Below are 12,453 nucleotides of genomic sequence, written 5' to 3'. Positions count from 1 at the left end.
TCTGCCTTGGGGTTCTGCCTTGGGGTTCTGCCTTGGGGTTCTGCCTTGGGGTTCTGCCTTGGGGTTCTGCCTTGGGGTTCTGCCTTGGGGTTCTGTTCTTCAAGCCTGTTCTTCGGTGCTACTCGAAAGTCCTCCTTTTCGGTTCTGCTCCTCGGTTCTGCTCCTCGGCTCTGCTCTTCGGTTCTGTTCCGCGAATCTGCCGTGTAGCCTTTGTAAGGTTTTTATCATTATGTTCCCATTTCCGTTTCCTGCGACCTAAGTGAGTTAAGTAGTCTCCAGTTTGTTGACAAGCAGTTCAGGCTGTATGAAGGATTACTGCCTCCTGAGCGACCGGGATAATCCCCAAAAACGTTCGCATACTAGCATGCCCCCCACCCCTCCGCCTCTTAAAATCACGGTAACCAACCTGCTATTTTTCCCAATTTACGGTCCAGCGCTTCATCCGTCCGTCGGTCTGTTGGTCCGTCGATCTGTCGGTCCGTCGATCTGTCGGTCCGTCGATCTGTCGGTCTGTCGGTCTGTCGGTCTGTCGGTCTGTCGGTCTGTCGGTCTGTCGGTCTGTCGGTTTGTCGGTCTGTCGGTCTGTCGGTCTGTCAGTCTGTCAGTCTGTTGGTCTGTTGGTCTGTTGGTCTGTTGGTCTGTTGGTCTGTTGGTCCTTTGGTCCGTCGGTCTATCGGGGTCCGTCGGTCCACGCGCTTCATCAGTTCATTGTTCCAGCCGCCCAACGCTTCCTCAGTCCCTCTCCCTATACCGTGACGAATAAAAGCTCTCCGGAAATTTCCGAAGAGCGGGCTCACACAGACTGCCGTTTAAAGTATAAAGCGATCAAATCCGTTATAAGTTTAAATCTTTGCGCTTGCCTGTCACCATATAAATAACGCTTTCGCCGATGTTGGTTGTGTGATCAGCGACTCTCTCCAAATATAAGGCTGCCAGCATGAGCTGGGATAGTTCCCTGTTGCGGGACAGATCGACGTTCATCAAGCCGTTGATTTCGTCGACGACAGCGCTGTACAACTTATCGACCTCATCGTCGCGTTCGGCCAGGCAGGCAGCGCGGTGAATGTTGCGTTCTGTGTAGGACAATAAACTTTCACTGAGCATTTCTTTGACCAGCACCGCCATGTTTGGAATGATCTCCAGGGGTTTAACCGGTGTTTTTCCCGCCAGGCGGCGGGCTATTTTGGCGATGTCGACCGCATGATCGCCGATCCGCTCCAAATCAATGGCGATTTTGATAGCTGTTCCGATAATACGGAGGTCGCTGGCCATCGGCTGCTGAAGAGCGATAAGTCTCAAGCAATTTTCTTCAATTACGAGCAGCAGGTCATCGATCTGATCATCTCGGTCAATAACGAGCTTGGCTAGAGCTTCATCCCGCTTGTCAAGCGCCTCCACCGCGCCTTCAATACTTTGTTCGACCAGGCTTCCCATGTGAAGCAGTTCGTTTTGCAGACTTTCCACCGCGGAATGAAAATTCGATCTTGTATCCATTCTGGCATTCTCCCCCTGTATTCTTATCCGAAGCGTCCTGTAATATAATCCTCCGTACGTTGATCCGTCGGTGTGGTGAAAATCTTCTCCGTCTGGTCGGACTCGATGACTTCTCCATTCAGGAAGAAGGAGGTGAAGTCCGAGATACGCGCGGCCTGCTGCATGTTATGAGTAACAATAACGATGGTGTACTTGTCGCGAAGCTCCCGGATCAATTCCTCTATTTTCAAGGTAGAAATAGGATCAAGCGCCGAGGTCGGCTCATCCATCAGCAGAATTCGCGGATTAACGGCCAAGGCCCGCGCGATGCATAATCGCTGCTGTTGACCGCCAGACAAGCCGTAAGCCGACTTCTTCAGATTGCCGCTAACTTCCGTCCACAAGGCGGAGGCCTTCAGGCTGGATTCTACGATATGATCGAGCTGTTCTTTATCTTTGATGCCATGTATTCTAGGCCCATAAGCAATGTTATCGTAGATCGATTTTGGGAATGGATTGGGCTGCTGAAACACCATTCCGATATTTTTTCGCAGCAGCTCGACGTTGACGTCCGGGTCGTATATATTTTGCCCGTCCACATTAACTTGGCCTTCGATTCGGATTCCCTTGATCATATCGTTCATTCTATTTAGCGTCCGCAGCAAAGTGGATTTGCCGCAGCCGGACGGACCGATAAAGGCGGTGACGGAATTCTCCGAAATGTTCATATTGACTTTCTTAAGCGCATGGAATTCGGAATAGTACAGCTCAAGCTGCTTGATATCGACAATCGTTGACATATCCTTTGTTCCCCCTGACCCGTCTTCTAGTGCTTTTTCTGATATTTGTTGCGCAGATAGATAGCGAAAGCGTTCATGCTCAGCAGCATAATGAGGAGTAAGATAATACCTGCGGCCGCGACATTCTGAAATTCCGCTTGCGGCTGGCTCGCCCAGTTAAAAATCTGAATCGGCATGACCGTAAACGTATCAAGCGGCGAATGCGGCAGAAACGCTACATAGGCGACGGCGCCAACTACGATCAGCGGAGCGGTTTCGCCAATAGCTCTGGACATGGACAGTATGGAACCTGTCAAAATGCCGGGCAAAGACGACGGAAGCACGACGCGGACAATCGTCTGCCAACGGTTCGCTCCGAGGGCGAATGACGCATTGCGAAGCGATTGCGGTACGGTTTTGATTGCCTCCTGGGACGATACGATGATGATAGGCAGCACCAGCAGGGTCATGGTAAGCGCACCGGATAAGATACTGCGCTCCAGATGGAGCATGCGTACAAAAATAGTCAGTCCAAGCAGTCCGTACACAATGGACGGCACACCCGCCAGGTTCGCAATATTCGTTTGGACAATCCGGCTGAAGCGGGTATCCTTGGCATACTCCTCCAAGTAGATTGCCGTGGCAACTCCGATAATAAAGGTCAGCGGCGCCGTGATGGCCATAAGCCAAAGCGTCCCGACGAAGGCGGCCAAAATACCGGCCCGTTCCGGCAGCCGCGAAGAATAGTTGGTTAGAAAATCCCAATCCAGCCAGCCGGCCCCTTGGATAAGGACTTGTATCAGCAGCAAGGCAAGCGCTAGCACGCCAAAGCAGGTCGAGGCCAAATACAGCCGATGGTAGAGCTTATTTTTCCGCTTGCGGCGGTTGATGTGTAGCAGCGTCTCCTGACTCTCCATCAGTATTCCTCCCTGAACTTTTTCGAGATATAGCTTGCCAGAATATTCATGATCAGCGTTAGGACGAACAAGGTCATCCCTACCGCGTAAATGGTTAAGTATTCCGTGGACCCGTAGCGCGTATCCCCGGAGCTCACCGAGACGATATAGGCGGTTAAGGTTTGCAGGCTTTGCAGCGGATTATAGGCAAGAACAGCCATATTGCCCGCGGCCAAGGTAACGATCATCGTTTCGCCAATTGCTCGGGACAGCCCCAGGACGAAGGACGATACGATACCGGACAATGCGGCAGGCACCACGATCTTGATGGCGACCTCCAGTTTGGTTGCCCCGAGCGCATAAGCGCCATTACGCAGCGAGGCGGGAACCGCCACCATCGCATCCTCGCTTAACGAAGAAATAATCGGAATAATCATAATTCCTACGACAATACCAGCGCTGAGCGCGTTAAAAATTTCGGTCTGCGGAATAATAAACCGGAGTACAGGAGTGACAAATGTCAGAGCAAAGAAGCCGTATACAATCGTTGGAATACCGGCCAAAATTTCCAAAATCGGCTTGATGATATTGCGTACCTTGGCAGGAGCATATTCGCTTAGATAGATGGCGCTGCCCAGTCCGATCGGAATAGCGACAATGCTCGCTATTACCGTAATCAGCAGCGTGCCGGTGATAAGCGGAACTACGCCATATTCAGCAGGCTCGAACAGCGGTGTCCATTTGAGGCCCGTTATGAAATCCCAGAAAGCAACCTCCCGGAAAAATCCTACCGACTCAAAAACCAGTATAAAGACGATGCCTACGGTAGTAAGAATCGAGATAACGGCAAAAAACGCCAGTATTTTCGGAATCAGAACATCAGAGGATATGATGCTTTTTTTTCTTTTGTAATTAACCTTTGTTTCTGGCACAGCTGCGGCTAATCTGCCTGCCATTTTCTCCATACCCATTCCCCCGCTTAAAGCAAATGATAGTGTAAAAGCCGCGACGCCCACATAACCTGATCCGGTGAGCGCGCGGCCAGATACCAACAATTCGATAATTACTTCACAAGTTCCAGGTTTTTGTTCACGATATCTTGCGGAAGCTTAATATATTTGACTGCTTCTACCAAAGCGGCACCGTCAGCGCTGTTATAGTATTTGATGAATTCCTTGATATGCGGCTGCTCCAAAGCTTTTTTCGAAGGGTAGATGAAAATGTAACGGGACAGCGGCGCATAAGTCATCTTCTCGATCGTATCATGGCTTGGCAGTACGGCTGGCGAATTGGCATCCTTTTTGATAGCTACGGCATTCAGCTTGGCTTCGTTCTCTTTATAGTAGGAGAAGCCGAAGTATCCCATGGAGAACTCGTCGCCGGCAACACCTTTAACGAGTACGTTGTCATCCTCGGAAGCCGTGTAGTCGGAACGCGATTCTTTCGCTTTGCCATTGATCGCTTCCGTGAAAAATTCGAAGGTACCGGAAGCCGTGCCCGGGCCGTACAGCTTGATCTCTTTGTCCGGCCACTCGGGACGAACCTCGTTCCATTTCTTGATCGTGCTGTCCTTGCTCCAAATCTTCTTCAATTCTTCCACAGTCATTTCTTTGGCAAATGTGTTTTTCTTGTTGACGACCACGGTTACGCCGTCGAGAGCTACAGGCATCTCTACCGCTTCCGTATTTTGCTTTGTCTTGATCTCTTCAAGCTCTTCCTTTTTGAACTTCCGGGACATGTCGGCAATATCGATCTCGCCGGCAATCAGCTTTTTGGCTCCATTCCCTGAGCCGGACTCGCCGACTGTAATTTTAACGTCTTTATGTTTTTTCATGAATTCCTCGGCTACCGCCTGAGAAATCGGGAATACCGTAGAGGAACCGTCAATTTTAATTTCACCCTTCAGGTTGGAGGCTGCAGGTGTTTCTTTAGAAGGAGCTGGTGCAGGAGTAGTGCCACCGCCTTGCGTAGTCGTTTCCGGTTTGGTTCCACATGCTGCCAGAGATAATGCCAAAACTGTTGCGGTTACTGCCAACGTACTTTTCTTAAACAACTTGACCACTCCTTAAGTGTTTGTGTATTTGCTCACAAGGGCAATGTTACAGCTCTAATGTTTTCGCTAATTCGTTCCTTTGTTAACGCAATGTTAAAAATGTTGAAATTCGAAAGTCCACAAACATTTACAAAGCGTTAACACAATGTGTATTTAGACTTAATTATGCAATCGTACAATGGTCCTGTATTCCTATTATCCAACCAACAACTCATTATTAGGAGGAATTCACATGTCTATTAGACCCAAGCCTCTGTCCAAGCTGCAATTGACGCTGCAGGCCAAGCTGCTGCTAAGCTTTGCCGTATTACTTGCCATTTTCGCCAGCGTGTCCGTCTATCATAGAAATCAGGTGAACGGCATACATAATCAGGTTCTGCATCAGAACCGCGAGATGAGCAAGCAGCAGCTGGCTTTGGAGCTTAAAATAAAAACAAATGAAATCGATGCGATCAAGTCGGGGTTCCTCATCTCGAAGGATGAGGCGCTGATTGGCAAATTCGAGGATAGTCAGAAGGAATTTTATACGCTGGTCGAACAAATTGCCGATACGGCCTCCAATGCGGATCAGCGCAAGTGGAGCGCCAAGCTGAAAAATACCTCAACCGAATATACGGCCACTTTCGGCTCCGCCGTAGACATCGTCCGCAATAAAAGCTTGATGCCTGCCGAGATGAACAGCCAGTTGGCCAAGCTGCACGAACTTTCGCAAGTACATAAAGAATATATCTTCGAACTTGTCGATCAATTCAATCAGGCTTACGCCCAGGATGTTCAAGCGGCAATCGCCGGCTCCAACGCTTATGTAGACTCTTCCTTACATGCATCGCTCCTCTCGCTATCGGCGGTAGTGCTCGTCAATGTGACCGTGGCGGCCTTATTAATCCGCTCATTCGTCAGACCTGTCAGGCGGCTGCAAGAAGCAGTCAAACGCATCGCCCAAGGAGACTTAAGCGAAACCATCAATCAAAATTCCCGGGATGAACTCGGTATGCTGAGCCGGGACTTCGATCATATGGTGGAGCAGGTGCGCTCGATGCTCGCCAATACGAAGCGGATAGCCTCCACGTTATCTGTCCAATCCGAAACCTTCCGCGAGTTCTCGGGATCTACGGCGGCGGTTAATCGCGACATCGTACGAGCGATCGAGGAAATTTCCGCAGGAACCGAGCAGCAGGCAAGGCATTCGGAGTCCAGCTCAGCGACGATCTCCGAGTTGGCCGCCCAGATCCGGGATATGGCCAGCCTGACGAACGAGGTTCAGCGCAAGAGCCGCGAGGCAGCCTTCAATACGTACACGGGCACCGAATCCATGGAAGGACTTCAGACATCTGCCAGGCATTCGGAGGCGGTGCTGCAGCAAGTGTTTACCGCTATGGATACGTTGACGGCAAGCTCGGCCCGGATCGGCCAAATCGTCAGTACGATTACGGATATATCGTCACAAACCAATGTGCTTGCCTTGAACGCCGCTATCGAAGCTGCACGCGCGGGCGTACACGGCAGAGGATTTTCGGTTATCGCGGAAGAAGTGCGGCTGCTGTCGAGTCTGACAAATGACTCCTCCAAGCAGGTCGGAACGATCGTCAAAACGCTGACCCGGCAAATTCAAGAGCTTGAAGCCAGCCTAGGGGAGGCCAGACAGTCGCTGGAAGCTCAAAACAGCAAGATGGCGCTGAGCTCCGCCGCTTTCCAAGATATCCGCTTATCGATGGAAGAGTTGGCCGGACATATCGGCTTGATCCACAAGCGTATCGAAGCCGCCGAAGGCAAAAACCATGAGCTGGTCCGCTCCGTTCAGCATGTCGCGGCCATCGCACAGGAGACGGCGGCCGGCGTGGAGGAAGTAAATGCCTCGTCGCTCCGCCAAGACGCCGCGATTCATCGCATCGCGCAGGAATCGGATGATATGATGATGCTGGCTCAGCGGCTATTTGAGGAAATCAATCAATTCAAGATCGGACAAGAAGAGCCGACAGACTCTGACCATAGACATGTTCAGGGAGAAAACGATAGGAAGCAACCGGTCCAAGATGAACCAAGCATAGAGGAACGTGATAACGTGGGGCCAACAACAGGTGAGTCCGAGAGCGGGAAACCGTCTCAGGAGGATGCAACCCAGCAAGGACAGGATGAGCCAGTCAAGCAAGAACAGGAGGAAGCGCAAGACAAGAAACTGCTTCCCGTGTAAAACCTCTGTGTCTTTGTGTCCGGTGCTTGAAAAAACAAAGTACCAGCCGCCGCGGAGGTCCGGAGCTGCTGGTACTTGCTTGGCTGTTGTGCTTAATTTTCGTTGAAATAAACGGCTTTGCCGGTCCGTGACGATTCGTAGATCGCCTCCAAAATTTCAGACACCACGCAGGCTTGTTCAGGCGTCACGACGGGGTCGGTGTCGTCTTCGATCGCTTTCAGCCACAGTTTGGCCTCCAGGTCCGCAGGGCTTTCCTTCGAGCCGTCGTAGAAGTCAACGCCTTTGGCGCTGAGCTGAATTTCGTTCGCAAACAGCCGGCTGTGCTTCTCGCCGTTGATGCGCAGTCCGTCCCACATATCTGCGCCTCCTTCCGTGCCGCACAGCGTCGTCTTCGCTTCGCCGGTCTGCAGCAGGTTAAGCGCCCAGCTGGACTCCAGTACGATCGTCGCGCCGTTCTCCATTGTGATCATACCGAACGCCGAGTCCTCTACGGTGAACTGCTTAGGGTCCCATGGTCCCCAGGCGTTGGCTGCATTCTCCCGCTGGGACAGCTTGTGAAAAGCAGTACCCAGTACGGCCTTCGGCTTGTAATTGTCCATCATCCACAGCGTCAGGTCGAGCGCATGGGTCCCGATATCGATCAGCGGTCCTCCGCCCTGCTTCTCCTCGTCCAGAAATACGCCCCATGTCGGAACTGCGCGGCGCCGGATCGCATGAGCCTTCGCATAATAAACTTCGCCCAGCTCGCCATCCTGGCATATTTGCTTCAAATACTGGCTGTCCGGCCGAAACCGGTTCTGATAGCCGATCGTCAGCTTTTTGCCGGTCCGCTTGGCCGCATCCACCATTTTTCTGGCGTCAGCCGCCGTCTTCGCCATCGGCTTCTCGCACATCACATGCTTGTCCGACTCCAGGGATGCGATCGTGATCTCCGCATGGGAGTCGTTGGGCGTGCATATATGTACGACATCCAGACTTGAGTCTTTGAGCAGTTCTCTGTAATCCGTGTATACTTGGGCGCCTTCGGCTCCAAACTTCTCTGCCGCATCCCGGGCGCGTTCTTCTACAATATCGCAAAACGCGACCATCCGGGCATTCGGTTGATTGTTCAAGGCCGGCATATGTTTGCCGAACGCAATTCCTCCGCACCCGATAATTCCGATTCTGAATTCCTTAGACATTCCTTGCTCCTCCTCTGCACATAAACGAATCATCCGCCGCACCAAGTTGCAGCGCAATACGTTTAGTATAGACAATGCACAGGGAAAAGATATGCCTGATTTGGCTTTCTTTGCATCCGATTGTGTCTTCTGCAAAAAAAAGTAAGGGCCCCTCGGCAGCCAAGGGAGCCCTTCGTCATATGCCTGTGTTACCTTTTGCATGAAACGCCTAAGCTTTTTTCACCGGTGAGGTGACCAGCTTGTAGCCAACGCCGCGAATCGATTCGATCTGCACCGACTGCTGGTTCATCTCCAGCTTCTTGCGCAGAGAACTGACGTGCACATCTACGGTCCGTTGACCGCCGATATAATCAAATCCCCACACAATGTTCATCAGATCATCCCGCGTAATAACGACTCCCGGCCGCTGAACGAGGTAAAGCAGCACTTCAAATTCCTTCGGCCGCAGCGGGATCGACTCTCCGCCGAGCACAACCTCGTATTTCTCCGGATAAATATGCAGGTCTCCGGCTGTAATGACTTTCTCGCCGTTCGCAGCCTTCTCCTGGAGTCCATCCCCTGACATCGTGCGCCGCAGCACCGCCGATACGCGGGCCAGCAGCTCGGCTACGCCGAAGGGCTTGGTGATATAATCATCGGCCCCGTACTTCAGCCCCTGGACCACTTCCTCCTCCGCATTGCGGGCGGTCAAAATGATGACCGGCGTCTTATTGCCTTTCTGTCTCAGCTTGGACAATATCTCAAATCCGTTCATGCCTGGAAGCATGATATCCAGTACAATCAGATCGAACGGTTGTTGCAGCGCTGCCTGCAAGCCGTCCCCGCCGTGATCGGCAACCTTAATCTCATAGCCTTCCTGCGACAGGTTATAAGTTAATAGGCGCGCTAACGTAGGTTCGTCCTCAATCACTAATATCTTCTGCGGCATGCGTATCCCCCGACCCCGAATCCAAATTCTATAGTTCAAGCTTATCATAGCATGTGATGATTGACAAACGATTAATCCGCATGCTGCCGTCTCCTGAGGCGTCTAATGAATCAGCGGCATATCGATCTTAAATGTCGTGCCGACTCCTATCTCGCTTTCTACCTGGATAGACCCCTTGTGCAGATCGATCAGATGCTTGACGATGGAAAGCCCCAGGCCGGTGCCTCCGGAAACGCGGGAACGGGCTTTGTCCACCCGATAAAAGCGTTCGAAAATACGCGGAATGTCTTTCTTCGGAATGCCGATCCCGGTATCGCTGATTATAAATCTGACTTGATCCGCTTCAGCAAGCCCCGTCGCGCTCGGAACATGCTGCACTGTGACGCTGACCTGGCCGCCCTCAGGCGTGTAGCCGATCCCATTGGACAACAGATTGATGAGAATCTGCCTCAGCCGGTCCTCATCCGCCTCCATATAAAGATCGGACGGCACCTCCATGCTCATCGTGATGGACTTGGATGACGCCTGTGCGTGCAGCACGCTCAGACAGTTACTTACGAAGGATTCGAGGTGGATCGGCGAGAACTGCAGCGGAATCCGCTTCGACTCGATTTTGGAAAGCTCCAGAATATCTCCGATCAGCCTGTTCAACCGCTCGCTTTCATCGAAAATAATTTGCAGGAACGACCTGGCCGTCTCCTTATCGTTCAACGCCCCGGCCAGCAAGGTTTCGGCGAAGCCTTTGACCGCGGCGATCGGCGTCTTCAGCTCATGCGACACATTGGCCACGAACTCGCTTCTCATCCGCTCCAGCCTTCTGACAGCCGTAATGTCGTGCAGCACGATAAGCAGCCCCGACCAGTCCTGTCCCTGCTGCGAGATAGGATTCAAATTGATCTCCAGAATGCGCTCGGATGGAAAGTAAAAGACAACCTCGTCCCGGATGTGCTCTCTGGACTCGATGCATTCCTGGATCAGCTGGGTAAATTCGTATTGCTGCTTGGCCTGGTCGAACCGCTTGCCGAGCAGCTCCTGGGATGAGAAGCCGAGAATTTCCTCGGCCGACCGGTTCAGCAGCACAATTCTGCCTTCACGATCTACCATGACGACGCCGCTGATCATATTTTCCAGCACGCTTTTCAGCCGGCTCTCGTCCTCCAGAATACGTTCCATCTGGAGCTGCAGACTGTCGGCCATCCGGTTAATGGCATTGCCAAGCTGGCCGATTTCATCTTTTTTGCCGACCGTTACCCGGTATTTATAATTCATATCCGTGATTTGCTGCGCCACGCTTGTGATCAGCTCGATCGGCCGGGTGACATTAAAGGCTACCCTGTAGCTGATCAGCGCCGCGAGAGCGAAGACGGCGGCCAGCCCGCCAAGCAGAACCAGCCATACGTTGCGGATGGCATTTTCGATCTCGGTGAGGCTCATGGACAGCCGCAAAAATCCGACCGTCCCCCCGACAGGCGTAACAAGCAGCGCCACATACAGCAGATTCCGGCCTACGGAATCGCTGTAACGGGTCGCATAGCCAATTCCGCCCGCCGCCGCTTCGACAATCTCTTCCCGGTCGGCATGGGACCCAAGCTCGGAAGCGCGGCGGTCGGAGTCCCCAAGCACCTTGCCGTCGGCCTGCAGGAACGTCACCCTCGCATCCGCCGACTTCTCCAGCAGCTGAGCCTGCTCCGTATAATACCGCTGCTTCTCCTCTTCCGTGCCGGTCTGCTGCATATTGACCGTCGTCATAATAATCCGAAGCTCTCGTTCCATGTTCAGCTTCAGCGAATCCATATAGGAGTTCCTCAGCATGCTGCCCATAAAAATACCGACGGCCAGCACCGAAGCCCCGATCAAGGCCATAAAGGTAAGCGTAAGCCGCGCACGAAACATGTTCATCGTGTAAAGGTCCCTCCAGCCGGTTAACCTGCTTAGCGGTTCAGCAAGAAACGAATTTTACTCAATATCGTACCTGTTCGCCTGGAGGAATACCAGTTATTTTTTTGTAAAGATTCGTACGCATAAACGCCTTCATAAACGTATGGTTCAGCGTAGCGAAAGGCTGCTGAATCAGGATCGCCAGCACAACGGGCACGGCCGTCAGCGGATTGAAATAGGTGAGCGCCAGCACAAGCCCGAGCGAAATATTGCGCATGCCTGAGCTGAACGTGATCGCGATCATCAACTCCGGCCTGCGCAGCCATACCGATCCTGCGAAGCCGATCAGGTAACAGAGGATAACAAGCAGCACGACAAGCGGCACAACGACGACCATATCCCGCTTCAGCTCCACGACGTAAGGGGCGATAGCGGCCGCATTGATCATAATGACTGTACACAGGGCAACTTTGGAGGTCGGACCGCATACCGGAGCCGACCAAGCTTTGAACCGGCCGCGGGACAGCTCGTTCACAGCCACCCCGATCAGCGTCGGGGCGACCACGATCTTCAGCAGGTCGGCCAGCATGCCCGCATGGTCGAGCTCGACGGAGGCACCGAACAACGTTTCAAGCGCCAGCGGAATCACGAACGGACTGAGAGCCGTGTCGATGACGATCATCGCGAGGGTGAACGGCACATGTCCCTGCGACAAGGATACCCAGATTACGGACGACACGCCGAGCGGAATGACGGCGAACAAGACGAAGCCTATGACGTACGGCGACTCGGCTCCGAATATCCAGCTGCCGATTCCGTAAGCGATAACCGGAGCGAGCACATGGGTGAGGCCGAATGTCAGCAGCATCGCCCCGGGCATTCTCAGCGCATCTCGTATTTGCTTCAGACTGCAGCCGGAGGCCATCACGAAGGTCAGATAAGCAAACAGCCACGGAATCGCATCCACCCAGGTGTGCATCTGACCAGATAAAAGAAACCCGAGTATCAGCGATACCGGGGTCAACAGAAATAAATATTGTTCAAGCAGCCTGTTCAATCGGTTCCCATTCTCTC

10 protein-coding genes are annotated in these 12,453 nt (G+C 52.6%); 1 reads left to right on the top strand and 9 read right to left on the bottom strand.

Annotation, left to right across the window (positions count from 1 at the left end; genetic code table 11):
• Positions 1 to 834: 834 nt before the first annotated feature.
• The 5 genes from phoU to BLR08_RS01585 all read right to left on the bottom strand — a co-directional run bounded on the left by phoU (position 835) and on the right by BLR08_RS01585 (position 5,210).
• A complete protein-coding gene (gene phoU / locus BLR08_RS01605) occupies positions 835 to 1,494 on the bottom strand; it encodes a phosphate signaling complex protein PhoU (protein ID WP_072330324.1) in 660 nt (219 codons plus the stop codon).
• Between the two features lie 23 nt (positions 1,495 to 1,517).
• Positions 1,518 to 2,273: a phosphate ABC transporter ATP-binding protein PstB gene (pstB, locus tag BLR08_RS01600; protein ID WP_072330322.1), complete on the bottom strand. Its 756-nt coding sequence runs from the start codon at positions 2,271 to 2,273 to the stop codon at positions 1,518 to 1,520.
• Positions 2,274 to 2,299: 26 nt separating this feature from the next.
• The gene (gene pstA, locus BLR08_RS01595; RefSeq protein WP_072330320.1) at positions 2,300 to 3,169 is read right to left on the bottom strand and encodes a phosphate ABC transporter permease PstA; all 870 of its coding nucleotides are present in this window, start codon (positions 3,167 to 3,169) and stop codon (positions 2,300 to 2,302) included.
• The gene (pstC, locus tag BLR08_RS01590) at positions 3,169 to 4,113 is read right to left on the bottom strand and encodes a phosphate ABC transporter permease subunit PstC (protein ID WP_256257595.1); all 945 of its coding nucleotides are present in this window, start codon (positions 4,111 to 4,113) and stop codon (positions 3,169 to 3,171) included. Before pstC ends, pstA begins: the two co-directional genes overlap by 1 nt.
• Before the next feature lie 98 nt (positions 4,114 to 4,211).
• Positions 4,212 to 5,210, bottom strand: a complete 999-nt coding sequence (locus tag BLR08_RS01585) for a PstS family phosphate ABC transporter substrate-binding protein (RefSeq protein WP_072330318.1) — start codon at positions 5,208 to 5,210, stop codon at positions 4,212 to 4,214.
• 223 nt (positions 5,211 to 5,433) lie between these two features.
• Here BLR08_RS01585 and BLR08_RS01580 point away from each other — a divergent pair, with 223 nt between their 5' ends.
• Positions 5,434 to 7,392, top strand: coding sequence for a methyl-accepting chemotaxis protein (locus BLR08_RS01580; RefSeq protein WP_072330316.1), 1,959 nt, complete (start codon positions 5,434 to 5,436; stop codon positions 7,390 to 7,392).
• Positions 7,393 to 7,484: 92 nt separating this feature from the next.
• Here BLR08_RS01580 and BLR08_RS01575 read toward each other — a convergent pair whose 3' ends face one another.
• The 4 genes from BLR08_RS01575 to BLR08_RS01560 all read right to left on the bottom strand — a co-directional run bounded on the left by BLR08_RS01575 (position 7,485) and on the right by BLR08_RS01560 (position 12,436).
• Positions 7,485 to 8,573, bottom strand: coding sequence for a Gfo/Idh/MocA family protein (locus tag BLR08_RS01575; protein ID WP_072330314.1), 1,089 nt, complete (start codon positions 8,571 to 8,573; stop codon positions 7,485 to 7,487).
• 208 nt (positions 8,574 to 8,781) lie between these two features.
• Entirely contained in the window at positions 8,782 to 9,501 is a 720-nt protein-coding gene (locus tag BLR08_RS01570) for a response regulator transcription factor (protein ID WP_072330312.1), read from the bottom strand.
• A 102-nt stretch (positions 9,502 to 9,603) separates the two neighbouring features.
• Positions 9,604 to 11,400, bottom strand: coding sequence for a two-component system histidine kinase PnpS (gene pnpS, locus BLR08_RS01565; protein WP_072330310.1), 1,797 nt, complete (start codon positions 11,398 to 11,400; stop codon positions 9,604 to 9,606).
• 61 nt (positions 11,401 to 11,461) lie between these two features.
• Positions 11,462 to 12,436 carry a bile acid:sodium symporter family protein gene (locus tag BLR08_RS01560; protein ID WP_371117032.1) on the bottom strand — a complete coding sequence of 325 codons (975 nt, stop codon included), beginning with the start codon at positions 12,434 to 12,436 and terminating at the stop codon, positions 11,462 to 11,464.
• Between the last annotated feature and the right edge of the window lie 17 nt (positions 12,437 to 12,453).

It is taken from the genome of Paenibacillus sp. cl123 (assembly GCF_900101595.1).
In the GTDB taxonomy this organism is placed as follows: domain Bacteria; phylum Bacillota; class Bacilli; order Paenibacillales; family NBRC-103111; genus Paenibacillus_G.
Note: the sequence above shows the minus strand (reverse complement) of the source record. Positions and strands in the feature narration are given on the sequence as shown.